We start from the raw sequence: 16,532 nt of genomic DNA on the forward strand, positions 1-16,532 counted from the left end.
GAACGCCGTGACCCAGCCTCTTCACGTCCACCGCTTCGGCCCGGCCGGCCCCGTCCAGGTGCTCGCTCTGCACGGCCTCACCGGCCACGGCTACCGCTGGCGGCGGCTGGCCGAGCACCACCTGCCCGAAATCACGGTGGCCGCGCCCGATCTGATCGGGCACGGCCGTTCCTCCTACGCCGCGCCGTGGACGATCGAGGCCAATATCGCCGCGCTGGCCACGCTGGTGGAGCACGAGGCCAACGGCCCAGTCCTGGTGGTGGGTCACTCCTTCGGTGGGGCGATCGCGCTGAATCTGGCCGCGGCATGCCCCGATCTGGTGTCCGGAATCGTCCTGCTCGACCCCGCGATCGGCCTGGACGGCGAATGGATGCACGAGATCTCCGAGTCCATGCTCGCCTCGCCGGACTACCCCGACCGCTACGAGGCCCGCACCGAGAAGTTCACCGGCTCGTGGGCCGATGTGGACCCCGCAGACCTCGACGAGGATCTCGACGAGCACCTCATCGCATTACCCAACGGCCGCTTCGGCTGGCGAATCTGCGTGCCGGCGATGATGTCCTATTGGAGTGAGTTGGCTCGCGATATCGTGTTGCCGCGCAAAGGAACTCCGACAACGCTGGTTCGGGCGCTGGGGACGGATCCGCCCTACGTCGGCACCGAACTGCTGGACGGCCTTTCGGAGCGACTCGGTGCGGACTTCACCCTGGTCGACGTCGCCTGCCAGCACATGGTCCCCAATGCCAAGCCCGAGGAAACCGCCAAGGTCATCCGCGACCTGCTCGAGGCCCTCTAGCGATGACCGCGGTTACCGACGAACAGGTCGAGCTGGTGCGCCGGCTGGTGGCCTCGATTCCCGCGGGGCGGGTCGCCACCTACGGTGATATCGCAAGGGCTGCAGAACTTTCCAGCCCGCGTATCGTCGGCTGGATCATGCGCACCGACTCCTCGGATCTACCGTGGCATCGGGTGATCACCGCGTCCGGCCAGCCGGCCACCCACCTGGTCACCCGCCAGCTCGAACGTCTGCGGGCCGAAGGTGTGCTGGCCGACGACGGCCGGGTCAACCTCAAACAAGCCCGTCACGAGTTCTAGAGAACCAGCCGGATCAGCGCGGCGGTACGGGCCAAACCGGGGAACGCCGCCGCCGTCGAACGAGGATGCAGGGCGTGCACGGCAAGCCGGAACATCAACGCGCGCAACAACATCTGCGGCCACTCCGGCAACGCGTCCCAGCGCTCGATCAAGCCGTCGTCGGCCTCGCCCCAGGCCAGCGCGTCGACGACGACCACCCCGGCGGCCCACGACGCCGGCCGCCAGTACGGGGTGATGTCGGTGATACCCGGCGCGGCCGTCCCCGCGAAAAGGACGGTCCCGTAGAGGTCGCCATGGACCAGTTGATTAGGGCTCTTGGTCGGCTTACGCAGCCCGGCCAGCTGGTTGATCAGATCCACCGACCGCTCGCCGTCGGCCGATCCGGGTGCCACCACCGCGCCGGCGGGCAACGAGTGCAGCGGACGCTCCTCCCAGGCTGCGCGATCCGCGGCGATGAACACGTCGACATCGCTCCACGGCGCGACCGGCGCCTGGGTCAAGAATCGCGGCCGTTCCAGCTTCGCGGTGGCCTCATGCAGGCGCACCCCGGCCGAGACGACCTCATCGTGGCGCGGTTCGGGCGTACCGGCGACGAATGTGTCTGCCCGCCAACCCGACACCACATAGCGGCCGTCAGTCGAGCGCACCGGCCGGGCCAACCGCACCCCGTCGATGAACAATGTCTCGCGCGCCTTTGCCGACCACGCGGCCCTGGCATGGTCGGCAATCACCGACAGCACTACCTCGCCGCATTTGAAGCCGCCCTCCCAACCCGCACCGAGAGGTTCGGGATCCTGGCCTTTCAGACCGAACGTCGCCAGGACATGATCAGGCGGGCGCTCATCAGTCACCCCGTCCACCCCGACAGCCTAGGTGGTCGGAACGCAAAGTAGCCGTCAGTACATCACCATGTCGGGATCGATTTGCTTCCCCCAGGCCAGGATGCCGCCCTGAAGGTGCAGCGCATCGGCGAAACCGGCCTTCTTCACCACGGCCAGCGCCTCGGCCGAGCGCACACCGCTCTTGCAGTAGAGCACCGGGATGCGGTCGTGCGGCAGCTTTGCCAAACCCTCACCGGACTCGATCGCCGACTTCGGGATGAGCTCGGCACCGCTGATGCGGTTGATCTCCCACTCCACCGGCTCGCGCACATCGATCAGCGCCACCTTTGTGTCCGAATCGAGCAGATCACGCAGCTCCCGCGGAGTGACCGTCGAATCCTGCGCGGCGTCGGCCGCGGCAACCGACACCACACCGCAGAACGACTCGTAATCGATGAGCTCGGTGATCTTCGGGGTCTCGGGGTCCTTGCGGATCCGGATCGTGCGGTAGGTCATGTCCAGCGCGTCATAGATCATCAGCCGGCCCAGCAGGGTGTCCCCGATGCCGGTGATCAGCTTGATGGCCTCGGTGCCCATGATCGAGGCGATCGAGGCGCACAGGATGCCCAGGACGCCCCCCTCGGCACAGGAGGGGACCATGCCAGGCGGCGGCGGCTCGGGGTAGAGGTCGCGATAGTTCAGGCCCACACCGTCGGGAGCGTCCTCCCAGAACACCGACGCCTGCCCCTCGAACCGGTAGATCGACCCCCACACGTACGGCTTGTGCGCCAGCGCTGCGGCGTCGTTGACCAGGTACCGGGTGGCGAAGTTGTCGGTGCCGTCCAGGATGAGGTCGTACTGCTCGAACAGCTGCACCGCGTTAGCGGGTTCCAGCCGCAGCTCATGCAGCTGCACGGTGATCAGCGGGTTGACCTCGAGGACAGAGTCGCGCGCACTCTCGGCCTTGGACCGCCCGATATCGGATTGACCGTGGATGATTTGACGCTGCAGGTTGGACTCGTCGACGACGTCGAACTCGACAATGCCGATGGTGCCGACGCCCGCGGCGGCCAGGTACAACAGGGTCGGCGACCCCAGACCGCCGGCACCGATCACCAGCACCTTGGCGTTCTTCAAGCGTTTCTGCCCGTCCACGCCCAGATCCGGGATGATCAGGTGGCGGCTATAGCGCGCCACTTCGTCACGCGTGAGCTCAGCGGCTGGTTCGACCAGCGGCGGCAACGGAGACACCGGCACTCCTTGAATTGGCATGGCCAGACGGGCGTTCACCATCCATCTCAGCAGGTGGCCAGATCAACGGCAAACAGCCGCGAAAGCTTCCCGCAGCACTACGCGATCGGATACGGCCAGGGGTTGAACCGGCACGTCTTCCCGTCGGCTTTGACGTATTCGGGGTCGAATTTGGAGGCGTCGTCATCGGCGGTGGAGAACGTCTGCTGCATCATCACCGGTGCCAGGCCGCCGTTCTCGTCGCACGGCTCGTGATGCTGATACCCGATCGCGTGGCCGACCTCATGATTGATCAGGTATTGCCGGTAGGAGCCGATATCGCCCTGGAACGGCACCGCGCCGCGCACCCAGCGGGACTCGTTGATGAACACCCGCGGCTGGGCATCGGGCCCGTAGGCCGGGTTATAGCAGGACGACTCCAGCGGAATCTCATACCCGCATCCCTCCCGCACCGTCATCGGCGACGTCAGCGACACCCGGAAATCCGGCTTGGCGCCCTCGTCGGTGGCGTCGACGCGCTGGAAGGCGAACTGCGGATTGTGAATCCAGCTCTTGGGATTGCTCAACGTCTCGGTGACCATCCGGGCGAAACCCTCGTCACCGCCGAAGGAGCCGGTGTCCACACCGTCCTCGATCTCCACGGTGTAGGTGAACGTCTTCGCGGTGCCCTCACCGACCTTGGGCGTGGTGCCCGGCACGATGTGCCACGTCTTGGCTCCCGCTTCGCTGAACGCCCCGCCCTCGGGCAAGATCCCGGTCGGCAGGTTGGCATCGAACTCGGTCAGGCCACGCGGCGGCGCGCCGATGATCGACGTGCCGCTTGATCCGATCGTCGGCGGGCCTTCGACCTTGCCGTGAGCGGTGGGCTCACTCGCCGGAGCGGCAGTTCCGGTGATGGTCTGATACAGCACTATGCCGGTCACCACGATCAGCACCGGAAGCGCATACGCACGCCAGCCGTAAGTCGAGACGAAACGGCCCAACCAGGTCTGTTTGCGCCATCGCCGCCGCTGATCCCGGTTGGATCTTGGCCGGCCCTGTTCCCCCGCCAACGGGTCCCGCAGTGCACGCAGCGGCTCACGCCACTCGTTGCGCAGCACCGGCACCCGACCGCCGCCGCGGTGCCCCGGGTCGTAGGTCACCGACCCAGGATGGCACAACAGCCGAACACGAGACTTCCGGCGCGCCCGTACCATCACCGCAGCGCGCTACGGGCGAGTAATCAGGCCCGGGTAGTACTGTCAGGTCAACGAGGCTGCGAGCGCGGGGGCACTGCCGCCCAGCCACACACAGATTGAGGACTCGATGAGCGATCTCGCCAACGCGGCCGAGCGGAAGTCCGCTCGAACAGCCAATGGCGACCGTCCTGTCAGCACGCCCCGACGCGGTAGCCGCCTGCCGCGTGATGAGCGCCGGGGCCAACTGCTCGCGGCAGCCAGCGAAGTCTTCGTCGACCGCGGATACCATGCCGCCGGCATGGACGAGATCGCCGATCGCGCCGGTGTGAGCAAACCCGTTCTGTACCAACATTTCTCAAGCAAGCTCGAGCTGTATCTGGCCGTCCTGAACCGGCATGTGGAAAACCTGGTGTCCGGCGTCCGGCAGGCGCTGCGCACCACCACCGACAACCGGCAGCGGCTGCGGGCAGCGGTGCAGGCCTTCTTCGATTTCATCGAGCACGACAGCCAGGGTTACCGGCTGATCTTCGAGAACGACTACATCACCGAGCCGCAGGTCGCCGTCCAGGTGAAGGTCGCCACCGAATCGTGTACCGACGCGGTATTCGACCTGATCAGCCGGGATTCCGGGCTCGATCCACACCGCGCCCGAATGATCGCGGTCGGACTGGTGGCCATCAGCGTCGACAGCGCCCGGTACTGGCTGAACGCCGACCGCCCGGTGACCAAAGAGGTCGCGGTCGACGGGACGGTGCAATTCGCCTGGGGCGGTCTGTCACACGTCCCGCTGACCCGCGGCTGAGGCTTAAGCCTCTGCTGGTTTCGCGGCGATCCCGAAGCCGACCCGCCGCACGTCGGCGACACCGATCTCGACATAAGTGATCTTGGTGGTCTGCACCAGGAAGCGGCGCCCCTTGTCGTCGGTCAGGCTCAGCACGTCCGAACCACCCTTCGAAAACGCCGAGGTCACCAGCTCTTCGACCTCTGCCGGCGTTTGCGAGCTGGTGAACACCAGCTCACGTGGGCTGTCCGTGACACCGATCTTGACCTCCACACTGGCCCCTTCCCTCTCACATACGCGGTACCCAGAAGGCTAGTGGACGCCGCGGCACCCGGTTGACGGCAGCCGTTCGCGGTAAGCAAATAGCGCGTCAAGCTGCGATAACAGCATGGCAACAGACGGGCGCGGCGCGCCGGAATGCGCGGCGCGCGTCCATAACCTTTCCTCGTGAGCGACAAGAAGCGTCGGCAGCGCCTGGTGCAGTGGCCCCGGGTGGCGCTGACCACCGCGGGCGTGCTAGTCGCCGCGTCGGCGACGACATTGGTCGTGCGGACCGGCGAGGCCGCCACCACCACGCCCGACTTCGGCGGCGCCACCCCGACCCGCACCGTGGTGGCCGTCCCCGCTCCCCGGACGTCCACCCCGCCGCTCGCGCCGGTCACCGTCACCGTCCCGGGCCTGCCGGTGGAGACTCCCGTCCTGATCCCCCCGACCACCGCCCCGACCGCGGCGCCGATGGCCCAGACGACGGTCGATCCCCGCCAGATCGTCTACACCGTCGCGGGAAACCAGCGACCCGATGATCCGGTCACCATCACCTACGCCGACGAGACAGGGGCGTTGCGCACCTCGGAAAACGTCGCGCTGCCCTGGCGGATGACGGTCGTCCCGACGGTGCCGGTCAACTATGTGACGGCCAGCAGCGGCGGAAGTCAGTTGAACTGCTGGATCACCGATGCGCGGGGGGCCACAGTGGCCGCCCAGACCGACAACGCGATCTCGGCGACCTGCAACCGCTAATCCAGACCGAGCTCGGCCATCCGATCGGCGTGAGTGCGCTGCAGCCGGTCGAAGAAGTCGGCCACCTGCCCAAGCCCGCCCGGCCCGGCCAACACCAAGTCAACGAGTTCATCATGTTCGGCCAGCACGTATTGGGCCTGGGTGATCGCCTCACCGAGCAAGCGTCGCGACCACAGCGCCAGCCGGCTGCGCTGCCGTCCGCTGGTGGTCACTGCCGCGCGGACCTCAGCGACCACGAACTGCGAGTGTCCCGTCTCCGACAGCACCCCGCGGACTACGGCGGCCACCTCATCGGGCAGCACGTCGGCGATCTCGAGGTAGAAATCGGCCGCCAGCGCGTCACCGACATACGTCTTGACCAGCGCCTCCAGCCAGGTGCTCGGGGTGGTCAGCCGGTGGTAGTTCTCCAGCGCCGAGGCGTATCGCGACATCGCCGGCACGACGTCCACGCCGCGTGCCTGTAGCGCGTCGCGCAGCAGGTCGTAGTGGGCCATCTCGGCGGCGGCCATGCTGGCCATGTTGATGCGGCCGCGCAGGTCGGGCGCCATCCGCGCCTCGTCAGTAAGTCGGTAGAACGCCGCGACCTCGCCGTAAGCCAGGAGCGCGAACAACTCGTTGACGCCGGGGTGATCGGCGGAGATGTTCGCCGCTGACTCGGCAGCAGATTGCGGGGCGGTCATGGCCGACACTGTAGTCCCGGCCGAGGCTTCGATCAGTCCCGGCGAGCGCGACCAGCTACAATGGCGTCTGACACGCGCCGTGAGGCGCGGTCAAGGAAATGTGCGTGCATGCAGTGGGCCCGCCTCCCTCAGTGCAGGGCCCGGTGAATCGGCATCGAATCTTGTTGAAGCCGACTCTATTCCGACGTTAACTCGTGCGCGCTGGACAACACCACGAGGAACAACATCGGAAGGCACAACGCCACCAGCATGACACCACTGACAACACATCCCCAGATTTCCTTTGCCCAGCTCGGAGTGCGCGACGAGATCGTCCGGGCACTTGCCGAAGATGGCAAGGAATTCGCATTCGCCATCCAGGAACTGACGCTGCCAATGGCCCTGGCCGGCGATGACCTGATCGGTCAGGCACGCACCGGCATGGGCAAGACGCTGGCCTTCGGCGTGCCGATGCTTCAGCGCATCACCACCGACAGCGAACGCGAACTCAGCGGCACCCCGCGCGGGCTGGTCGTCGTACCGACCCGCGAGCTCTGCCTGCAGGTGTACGAGGACATCGCCAGCGCCGCCAAGTATCTGCGCGCCGGCGACCGCAAACTGTCGGTCACCTCCATCTACGGCGGGCGGCCCTACGAGGCACAGATCGCGGCGCTGCAGAAGGGCGTCGACGTTGTGATCGGCACGCCCGGCCGACTGCTCGATCTCGCCCAGCAGGGTCACCTGCAGCTCGGTGGTCTGAGCATGCTGGTGCTCGACGAAGCCGACGAGATGCTCGACCTGGGCTTCCTGCCCGATATCGAGCGCATCCTCAAGCAGATCCCCGACCAGCGCCAGGCGATGCTGTTCTCGGCGACGATGCCCGACCCGATCATCACGCTGGCGCGGACGTTCATGAACCAGCCCACCCACATCCGGGCCGAGGGCGTACAGGGCGCAGCCACCCACGACAGCACCGAGCAGTTCGTCTATCGCGCACACGCACTGGACAAGGTCGAGATGGTCAGCCGCATCCTGCAGGCCGAGGGCCGCGGCGCGACGATGATCTTCACCCGCACCAAACGCACGGCGCAGAAGGTGGCCGACGAGCTCGCCGAGCGCGGATTCAAAGTGGGGGCCGTGCACGGCGACCTCGGCCAAATCGCCCGCGAGAAGGCACTCAAGGCCTTCCGCGGGGGTGACGTCGACGTCCTGGTCGCGACTGACGTCGCGGCCCGAGGCATCGATATCGACAACATCACCCACGTCATCAACTACCAGATCCCCGAAGACGAACAGGCCTACGTGCACCGCATCGGCCGCACCGGCCGGGCCGGTAAGACCGGTATCGCGATCACCCTCGTCGACTGGGACGAGCTCGACCGCTGGGAGATGATCAACACCGCGCTCAAGCTCGACCGCGCCGACCCCTCGGAGACCTACTCTAATTCGCCACACTTCCACGAAGAGCTCAGCATCCCCGCCGGCACCGGCGGCACAGTCGGCGGCCCGCGCACGTCGCCGCGGGCCGCCAAGGCTCAGGACGGAACCCGGATCAGCTCCAAGGACAAGGACGCCAACCGGGAGCGGCCCACCCGCAATCGATCCCGTCGGCGCACCCGCGGTGGTGAGGGAGCCGCCGGACACGTCGAGCCGACTGCCGACGGCACCGCTGCCCCCTCCGGGGACAAGGCCGCGGCGGCTGACGGCGGTGACGACAGCCCGGCTCGCAAGCGCCGGCACCGGCGTCGGCCGCGCAACGCCGCCGAGGCCCCCGCAACCGCAGGCTGACGACCGCTATCGTCGCCTAGATGGTCAGACCTGAGCGCCGCACCAAGGGCGATCTCGTTGCGGCGGCGACGATCGCGCTTGTCGTGGCCGTCATCTCCGCCCTGTTCTGGTGGAACAGCTCGGCGCGGGCCACGATCAGCCGGCCCGCCACCTCACCGGCACCCAATCCGGTTCCGGCACGGGTCGTTCCTGACACACTGCACCCACTGTGGACCGCGGTCAGCGCCCGCACGCTGAGCCCGATCGTGGTCGGCGGCACCGTGCTGGCCGCCGACGGAACGACCGTCGAGGGCCGTGATCCGCGGACCGGCCAGACCCGGTGGACCTTCGCCCGCGACACCGAGCTGTGCGGGGTGTCCTACGTCTACGACCTCGCCGTCGCGGTCTACCCCGATATCCGCGGCTGCGGGCAGGTCAGCGGGATCAACGGCGGCACCGGGCACCGCGGCGCGACCCGCACGTCGTACGCCGACAAACACGTGGTGCTCAGCTCCAACGGGAGCGCTGTTCTCTCGGCCGGTCCCACCCGGCTGGAGCTGTGGCGCTCGGATCTGGTGCGGATGCTGTCCTACGGCGAGATCGACGCCCGGGTCAAGCCGGTCAACCAGGGACTCGGCACCGGCTGCACCCTGATGTCGGCGGCCGCGAGCGATGAGGCGGTGTCGGTTCTGGAAGCCTGCCGGGACCAGAAGGACCTGCGGCTGACCCTGCTCAAGCCGGCCAAAGAAGAAGACGAACCCGACACCAAGAACGTGCCGCTGCCGGGCGTCGCACCCGACTCCGAGGCGCGCGTGCTGGCCGTGTCGGGCACCACCACCGCGGTGTACTTACCGACGCCCCAACCCGAGATCGCCGTCTACGATGACACCGGCACGATGGTCGCCAGCACGCTGCTGAAAAAGGCTCCGCTGTTGGTGAACCCGGCCCAGGCCGTCACCCGCGCCGGTGACATGTTCACCTGGTGGACCGGTGACAGCGTCGAGGTCTTCGACAGCCGCCTGTCCTACCGCTACAGCATCAACGCATCGGCCGCCGTCGCCCCGCTGGGCCCGGGCGCGATGATGGCCGGGCGCCTGCTCATCCCGTTGACCAACGGCATCGGCGTGTACGACCCGGCCAACGGCGCCGAAGATCGGGTGATCACCGTCGAGCACCCGGACGGCTCGGGCCCCGTGGTCCCCACCGTCACCGATTCGAAGGTGATCGAGCAGCGCGGCGCCGCGCTGGTCGCATACGGCCCTTAGCCTCGATCCACCGATTGACTTGATGAGGGTTCGGGTGTCGGTATTAGAAAAGTGCCCTTTGAACTGGGATGATTGAAGTTCTTACACAAACAATCGGACCAACTCGGAAGGGCACTTCGAGTGCAAGTTTCCCATAGGTTCGCCGCCGAGTCTGCGGTGTTCGATGAAGAGCATCTCGTGTCGTGCGCCGGGCTGGTGCCGGTGATGACGCTGGCCGCTCAAACCGGGCTGTCAGAGTTGTTGGAGCGCAAGATCGCGTTCATCGGCGAGCGGATCAAATCCGGTGCGGCCAATCCGTCACCGAAGCTGACCACGCTGATCGCCGGGATGTGCGCTGGCGCGGACAGTATCGACGACCTCGATATTGTGCGTGCCGGTGGGATGAAGACCCTGTTCGGGGATGTGTATGCACCCTCGATCATCGGAACCCTGTTGCGGGAGTTCACCTTCGGTCATGCACGGCAACTCGAATCGGTCCTGCGCGAACACCTGGGGGCGCTGTGTCAGCGGGTGCCACTGTTGCCTGGGGCCGATGAGCGGGCCTTCATCGACATCGACTCCCTGCTGCGCCCGGTGTATGGACACGCCAAGCAGGGCGCCTCCTACGGGCACACCACGATCGCCGGCACGCAGAATCCTGCGCAAAGGACTCTCGCCATTGATCACCACGATCAGCACCGACCACAGCGCCCCGGTGATCACCGGTGCCCGGCTGCGGGCCGGCAGAGCGAACTCCGGGCGGGGCGCGGCGTCCATGATCGCCCACGCCGTGGTGACCGCGCGTGCCGCCGGAGTCGGTGGTCAGATCCTGGTGCGCGCAGACTCGGCCTACGGCAACAGCACCGTGGTGGCGGCCCGCCAACGGGCCGGGGCCCGGTTCTCGCTGGTGCTGACCAAAACCCGGGCTGTGACGGCAGCCATCGACACCATCGCCGATGATGCGTGGAGGCCGGTCAACTACCCCGGCGCGGTGCGTGACCCCGATACCGGGGACTGGATCTGCGATGCCGAAGTCGCTGAAACCACCTACACCGCTTTCGGTTCCACCGATCACCCGATGACTGCCCGGTTGATCGTGCGCCGCGTCAAAGACGCCCGCTACCGTGACGCCCTGTTCCCGGTGTGGCGCTATCACCCGTTCTTCACCGACACCGACGAACCCATCGACGCCGCCGATATCACCCACCGCCGCCACGCCATCATCGAAACCGTGTTCGCCGACCTCATCGACGGCCCACTGGCCCACATCCCCTCCGGGCGCTTCGACGCCAACAGCGCCTGGATCCTATGCGCCGCGATCGCCCACAACCTGCTGCGCGCCACCGGCGTCCTGGCGGCGGCACCAACGCCGCCGCCCGCGGCACCACCCTGCGCCGCAAGATCATCAACATCGCGGCCCGACTGGCACGGCCGCAACGCCGACCCATCCTGCACCTACCAGCCCACTGGCCCTGGGTCGATCACTGGCTCACCCTGTGGCCCAACACCACCGGCCACAGCCCGCCAGCCACCACGACCTTTTGACCACCCGCCGAAAGGCCCGACCGAACAACACAGGAAAAGCTGGGCAGACCAGCAGATACCCCCTGCCGGCAACAGCAACCACGATCAAAACTCAACCCCACCACCACTACCAACGAACATCGGTGGATCGAGGCTTAGGACGCGGAATGTGGCAATGCGGGCACTGAGAATCCGTCCGGTGGCGGATCTCTTGCTCGAACACATCCTCGTCGATCACTTCGAATTGCCGTACTACACAATGTGATTGATTGCTGCTGAGGATCCTTCACACATCATCTTCGATCTGCCCCCGGTCATCGCTCCAACATCCGCAGCGAGACGGGTAGCTCGGCGACACCCTCGGGCGTGGCAGGTCGGATTCCTCTGCCGCGCAGCCAACCGAGATTTCAAAGAACTGCCGACCTCTGATGTGCCCGCAGCCTTCGGTTAAGCAGATCCGCGTGTATCCTCAGCGCGGGTTGGAACCGGACCCGTGCGGTCCTGCCGCGCGCGGTCGGACAGCTCCCGGTGGGCTTCGGTGAATGCCCGGGTGCCCTGGACGAGCGCCGCTCGGTCGACATCACTCATGAGCGCAGCGACCTCACCGAAGGCCTGCACCCGCAAGGTCTCGAGGTCGTCGAGTACGGCGCGACCGGCATCGGTGAGTTCCAGCAGGGTCGCGCGCCGATTCGTCGGCGACACGGCGCGGGTGATGTAGCCGGCTTCGGCCAGTCGATCGCTGAGTCGGCTCGCTGTCGACGACAGCAGATCAAGGTTGTCGCCAAGCTCGGTGACCATACTGGGCCCCAGGCGCTCCAGGGACTGCAATGCGCGCAGTGGCGCCAGTCCGATGCGCTTTTCCATCCGCTCGAGCACTGAAACGTTCAGTGCGAGCAGCCCTCGGGTGGCCTGCTCGAGTTGAATCAGGAAGTCATCGGCGACGGCGCTGGACGCAGCGAGCCCGCCCCTGCGCTTCTTCGATACAGCCATGCGGTCCTTTCGTGTCTGGCCGGAGAATACCGTGCCGAACGCTGATATCCGCGCGGCCCGGATAGGCGTGTGCGTTTTGCATGCCCTGCACTCTGCACGTAAATTAGGGGCGATTGCAATCTGTGAAGGAGTGGCAGTGGCGTCGACAGCTCGCCGTGCGGAACATCTCGGGCGACCGACGACACAACGGTCAAAGCGTTTGTCGCCCAGGTGCTGGGCTGCAACGCGAGAGGCCTGATCGAGGTGCAGCACCTCATCGGGCAGCAGTCACTGACGTCTGGCTGGCTACCCCCGCTCGTCCAACTCATCACGCTCACCGCTGTCGTGACGGCAGTGGGATGGCGGTCGCGGCGATGGCGCACACGGTGGCTGCCGACGGCTGCGGTCCTTGGCGGCGCATTCGCGGTCGCGGTCAACGTCTACCTCGGTGCGATCGGCGTAGCTGGCGACCCCGCGCCGCGTCGGCTGTGGTGGTGGGTCGGGCTGACCGGCCTCACACTCGTCACCGCCGCGGCCGGATGGCGCGACGCGCGGTGGTGGCGACGCACCCTGGGGCTGGCGTGCGTGCCGGCCTGTGCCCTCTGTGCGGCGCTCGTGGTCAACCAGTGGGTCGGGTACTTCCCGACTGTGCACTCCGCGTGGAGCCAGTTAACGGTGAGCCCTCTTCCCGATCAGACCGACCGAATGACTGTCACCGCGATGCAGCTCGCCCGTATCCGCCCAAGCCGTGGCGTGGTCGTACCCGTAACAATCAGTGCCGCGGCATCGCGTTTCCAGCATCGCGATGAGCTGGTCTATCTGCCGCCGGCGTGGTTCGCCGCCAACCCGCCACCGCGGCTGCCGGTGGTGATGATGATCGGCGCGCAGTTCAACACCCCGGCTGACTGGCTGCGTGCCGGAGGTGCGGTGCACGCGATCGACGACTTCGCGGCCGCGCACGGCGGAAACGCGCCGGTGTTCGTTTTCGTCGACGCCACCGGGGCGTTCGACAACGACACGGAATGTGTCAACGGAATCCGCGGGAACGCCTCCTTCCACCTCACCAAAGATGTTGTGCCCTTTATGATCTCCAACTTCGGTGTCAGCGCCGATCGGCGCCACTGGGGTGTCGTTGGCTGGTCGATGGGTGGCACGTGCGCCGTCGAACTGGCCGTACGCCGTCCGGAATTGTTCAGCACCTTCATCGACATCGCCGGTGACCTGGGCCCGAACTCGGGCACCAAGGCGCAGACCATCGCGCGATTGTTCGGCGGTGACGCCGACGCGTGGGCCGCGTTCGACCCGACCACGGTGATCACCCGTCATGGCCACTACAGCGCCGTATCGGGGCTGTTCGCCGTGGCCACCAAGGACCAGCCGCTCAGGGGCGGCGGTCCCGATCTCGCCAACCCCGAAGGTCAGGACCAGGCCGCCCAAACGTTGTGCAGAGTGGGCTCGGCACATGGCATCGAGTGCTCGGTGCTCGGCCTGCCCGGGCACCACGATTGGCTGTTCGCTGCCCAGGCGTTCAACGCTGCACTGCAGTGGCTCGCCGGCCAGCTGAGAACCCCTGCTGTGCCAGCCATCCCGATGCCGGGCGCGCCGCCAGCCCTACCAGCCCCGGTCACTGCGGTGTCATCGCTCGCCGACCCACCGGCGGCCAAGTAGGCCGGCCGGAATCCACGGAGAGAAACGCTGCAGTCAGATCTCGCACTGATTACGCAATGACGCTCATCGCCAGCGCGTAAGCCTTCCGCGAAAGGCTGCACGCGGTTAGTTAGCCTCGTGTTCGAAAGTCCGCCCGAGAGCTTAGACTTCCTCGTAGGGTGTGCCGGGAAGTCTGGTCGGCGGTGTCGTTGCCAACCGGTGGAAAGGCTTGGCGTGCTGGATGATCGGTGGCCCCCGTAGTGAACGACACTGCCCATTACGCGCTGATCATTTTATTCTCCAGTGCCGTCGGATTGGTTGCGGTGCTGGCGAACCGACTCACCGAGCGGGTAAAGATCCCGGTGGCCCTGCTGGTACTGGTCGGCGCAGCGGTGGCCGTGAACGCGCAACCCGCGCTGCACGCACCGTCGACACAGACGGTGCAGCGAGTGATCACTCTCGCACTGGTGTTGGTGTTGTTCGACGGCGGCATGCACATCGGCGGGTCGCGCTTCCGCTCGGCGATCGTCCCGATCCTGTCGATCGGTGTCGTCGGGACCTTCTTCACCGCCGCCGGTGGTGCGCTAGTGCTGCACTACGTGTGCGGGATCAGCTGGTACCTCGCGGTGCTGGTGGCCACCGCTGTCGCCCCCACGGATCCGGCCGTGGTGTTCTCCGTGCTGGGTAAGCGCCAAATCGCGGGGCGCAGTGGCACCATCCTGGAGGGCGAGTCCGGCGCCAACGATCCGGTCGGCATCTCCCTGATGGTCAGCCTGCTCGCCGCCGGTGGCCTCAGCGTCGCCGGCTTCGCCAGCGTGGGAACCGAGTTCGCACAGCAGATGGTGATCGGCGCGAGCGTTGGTGTCATCGGCGGGCGCGCACTGCTCATCTTTATCCGCCGCGTACCGCTGCCCAGCGAGGGCATCTACCCCCTGCGAACGTTGGCCTGCAGCCTCATGCTCTACGGCGTCGCCACGCTGGCCCACGGGTCCGGATTCCTCGCCGTGTTCGTCGCCGGCATTGTGATCGGCGACGCCCGCGCGCCCTACCAGTCGGAAGTCAAACGATTCCATGCCGCCATGGCCGGGCTCGCCGAAATCGTGGCCTTCGCAGTTCTCGGCTTAACCGTCGACCTGCACGTGCTTGCGCATCCCGACGTGTGGATTCCCGGACTGGTGCTCGCCATCGCCCTTACGATTGCGATCCGGCCGTTGGGGGTGGGGGTCTGCCTGATTCCGGTGCGGCTGAAGAACAATGAACGCGCCTTCATTCTGCTGGCGGGCCTCAAGGGCGCGGTGCCCATCCTGCTCGGCGAGTTCCTACGAGCCGCTCATGTCCCTGACGCCGAACGCCTCTACGGCATCGTGGTGGTCGTCGTCGCCTTCTCGGTGCTGGTACAGGGCAGCTCGGTACCCAGCCTTGCAAGTCTGCTGCGCCTGCCCATGCGCACCGTCGACCCCGAGCCCTGGGCAGTCGCCGTGCGACTGCGCGACGAACCGCACGGGGTCCACCGGCTCACCGTCGCCCCCGGATCGACAGCCGAGGGATGGACCATCGAAAGCCTCGGCGACCATGCCGGCGACATCTGGGTGAGCATGGTGGTCCGCACCAGCGGCCTGGTGCCCGTGCGCGCGGACACCGAACTGCACGCCGGCGACGAGGTCGTCATACTCGCCGTTCCCGAACTCCGCGAAACACTCACGGCTCTCTTCGTCCGCTCGTAAGCCCGATTCTTCCGCTCGCAGGCCGCCGCGGCCCCCCTGTGGTCGGTGCCGGATCGGTCGGCCCTCTGCACTGCACAACCGCCATCCCGACGCGCGTTCGCCGACTCTTCGGCCGCCCCGCCTCATACCACGAAATGTCATAGCTGGATGCACCTCATCCCGGTGAACCGTAAAGAACGGCAAGGATTCCGTATAGATCGCGTGTGGACAAACGGCGAAGCCGTCCGTTCGGCGTAGACCTCGACACATGAACGACGCCCGCGGCCAGTCCGGTAACGAGCCAGTGCCCGAGGAGCAGCCGAGGTCCAGTTCGCAGCGGACCGCTCAAGATATGCAAGATACGCGCGTGACACCGGCTGCTGACAGGACGCTGCGACCTTCGAGCCGGCTAACCAGAACACCTGTGCGGTGGCGGACTTGGGTGCTGGACGGCGAGCGCTCATGGGGCTCGATCGACGTCCAGCCAGGTGAATGTGGCACCCTGCGGCACAGATTGGTGGTTTTCCCGCCGAGCATCACGGGGACTGAACGTCGCCTGCTGCGGCTGTCGCGGGCCTGGCCAGTGTGGGGTGCAGCGCTGTGGCTGATGTCGGAGGTCTGTCTGAGCAGTGCGCTACGGCCTTGGGCGGCGTTCGGCATCTCGACAATGGTCTATCTCGGGATAGAGGCGGCGCTCATCAGGAGAGTCGGAGCGCTACGTCCGCAGGCGCGGACGCTTTCAGCTGAGCCTGATCGCCGTTTACCGCCTAGATCGGCGCTCCGCGCCGATCTAGGCAGAGACCAAAATCCTAGTCACCGCGCTCGCAAATGCGGACTCGATGCGCGCTGAAGGACAAACGAAACGACCGACCA

At 66.7% G+C, this 16,532-nt stretch carries 15 protein-coding genes and 1 pseudogene; 10 read left to right on the top strand and 6 right to left on the bottom strand.

The genetic code is table 11. From position 1 onward, the window contains the following. The first annotated feature begins 7 nt into the window (after positions 1–7). Together G6N13_RS01635 and G6N13_RS01640 are read left to right on the top strand one after the other, a co-directional pair. Complete coding sequence (locus G6N13_RS01635) at positions 8–796, top strand: alpha/beta fold hydrolase (RefSeq protein ID WP_163694538.1); 789 nt, start codon at positions 8–10, stop codon at positions 794–796. Between the two features lie 2 nt (positions 797–798). Next, positions 799–1,095: an MGMT family protein gene (locus G6N13_RS01640; protein ID WP_163694539.1), complete on the top strand. Its 297-nt coding sequence runs from the start codon at positions 799–801 to the stop codon at positions 1,093–1,095. Here the strand turns inward: G6N13_RS01640 and G6N13_RS01645 are convergent. The 3 genes from G6N13_RS01645 to G6N13_RS01655 all read right to left on the bottom strand — a co-directional run bounded on the left by G6N13_RS01645 (position 1,092) and on the right by G6N13_RS01655 (position 4,309). Next, entirely contained in the window at positions 1,092–1,946 is an 855-nt protein-coding gene (locus G6N13_RS01645) for a TIGR02569 family protein (protein ID WP_163694540.1), read from the bottom strand. The genes G6N13_RS01640 and G6N13_RS01645 overlap by 4 nt on opposite strands. 45 nt (positions 1,947–1,991) lie before the next feature. Beyond that, positions 1,992–3,158: an adenylyltransferase/sulfurtransferase MoeZ gene (gene moeZ / locus G6N13_RS01650; protein ID WP_235678015.1), complete on the bottom strand. Its 1,167-nt coding sequence runs from the start codon at positions 3,156–3,158 to the stop codon at positions 1,992–1,994. Positions 3,159–3,265: 107 nt separating this feature from the next. Then, the gene (locus tag G6N13_RS01655) at positions 3,266–4,309 is read right to left on the bottom strand and encodes a DUF3152 domain-containing protein (RefSeq protein WP_163694541.1); all 1,044 of its coding nucleotides are present in this window, start codon (positions 4,307–4,309) and stop codon (positions 3,266–3,268) included. A 163-nt stretch (positions 4,310–4,472) separates the two neighbouring features. Here G6N13_RS01655 and G6N13_RS01660 point away from each other — a divergent pair, with 163 nt between their 5' ends. Continuing rightward, positions 4,473–5,147: an HTH-type transcriptional activator FasR gene (locus G6N13_RS01660; protein WP_163694542.1), complete on the top strand. Its 675-nt coding sequence runs from the start codon at positions 4,473–4,475 to the stop codon at positions 5,145–5,147. A gap of 3 nt (positions 5,148–5,150) precedes the next feature. On the opposite strand, the gene G6N13_RS01665 is transcribed toward G6N13_RS01660, so the two are convergent. Further along, positions 5,151–5,399 (bottom strand): DUF3107 domain-containing protein, encoded by a 249-nt coding sequence (locus G6N13_RS01665; protein WP_163694543.1) that lies wholly within the window; start codon positions 5,397–5,399, stop codon positions 5,151–5,153. Positions 5,400–5,573: 174 nt separating this feature from the next. Here G6N13_RS01665 and G6N13_RS01670 point away from each other — a divergent pair, with 174 nt between their 5' ends. Continuing rightward, complete coding sequence (locus tag G6N13_RS01670; protein WP_163694544.1) at positions 5,574–6,146, top strand: MmpS family transport accessory protein; 573 nt, start codon at positions 5,574–5,576, stop codon at positions 6,144–6,146. Here G6N13_RS01670 and G6N13_RS01675 read toward each other — a convergent pair. Continuing rightward, complete coding sequence (locus G6N13_RS01675; RefSeq protein WP_163694545.1) at positions 6,143–6,826, bottom strand: ferritin-like fold-containing protein; 684 nt, start codon at positions 6,824–6,826, stop codon at positions 6,143–6,145. The genes G6N13_RS01670 and G6N13_RS01675 overlap by 4 nt on opposite strands. Positions 6,827–7,075: 249 nt before the next feature. Between G6N13_RS01675 and G6N13_RS01680 the strand changes: the two genes are divergently transcribed. From G6N13_RS01680 to G6N13_RS01690, 3 genes and pseudogenes are all read left to right on the top strand, one after another. Then, entirely contained in the window at positions 7,076–8,593 is a 1,518-nt protein-coding gene (locus G6N13_RS01680) for a DEAD/DEAH box helicase (RefSeq protein WP_163694546.1), read from the top strand. A 20-nt stretch (positions 8,594–8,613) separates the two neighbouring features. Further along, the gene (locus G6N13_RS01685) at positions 8,614–9,837 is read left to right on the top strand and encodes an Rv3212 family protein (protein WP_163694547.1); all 1,224 of its coding nucleotides are present in this window, start codon (positions 8,614–8,616) and stop codon (positions 9,835–9,837) included. Positions 9,838–9,957: 120 nt separating this feature from the next. After that, positions 9,958–11,361: pseudogene (locus tag G6N13_RS01690) on the top strand (IS1380 family transposase). Between the two features lie 426 nt (positions 11,362–11,787). On the opposite strand, the gene G6N13_RS01695 reads toward G6N13_RS01690, so the two are convergent. Then, positions 11,788–12,330, bottom strand: coding sequence for a MarR family winged helix-turn-helix transcriptional regulator (locus G6N13_RS01695; RefSeq protein WP_163694548.1), 543 nt, complete (start codon positions 12,328–12,330; stop codon positions 11,788–11,790). A gap of 243 nt (positions 12,331–12,573) precedes the next feature. On the opposite strand from G6N13_RS01695, the gene G6N13_RS01700 reads away from it, so the two are divergent. The 3 genes from G6N13_RS01700 (at position 12,574) to G6N13_RS26030 (ending at position 16,509) form a co-directional block, all read left to right on the top strand. Further along, positions 12,574–13,977 carry an alpha/beta hydrolase gene (locus G6N13_RS01700; protein WP_163701522.1) on the top strand — a complete coding sequence of 468 codons (1,404 nt, stop codon included), beginning with the start codon at positions 12,574–12,576 and terminating at the stop codon, positions 13,975–13,977. Positions 13,978–14,216: 239 nt separating this feature from the next. After that, the gene (locus tag G6N13_RS01705; RefSeq protein ID WP_163701525.1) at positions 14,217–15,680 is read left to right on the top strand and encodes a cation:proton antiporter domain-containing protein; all 1,464 of its coding nucleotides are present in this window, start codon (positions 14,217–14,219) and stop codon (positions 15,678–15,680) included. 331 nt (positions 15,681–16,011) lie between these two features. Next, positions 16,012–16,509 (top strand): DUF6611 family protein, encoded by a 498-nt coding sequence (locus tag G6N13_RS26030; protein ID WP_407663898.1) that lies wholly within the window; start codon positions 16,012–16,014, stop codon positions 16,507–16,509. Positions 16,510–16,532: the final 23 nt, after the last annotated feature.

The sequence above is a fragment of the Mycolicibacterium sarraceniae genome (genome assembly GCF_010731875.1).
GTDB lineage: Bacteria > Actinomycetota > Actinomycetes > Mycobacteriales > Mycobacteriaceae > Mycobacterium > Mycobacterium sarraceniae.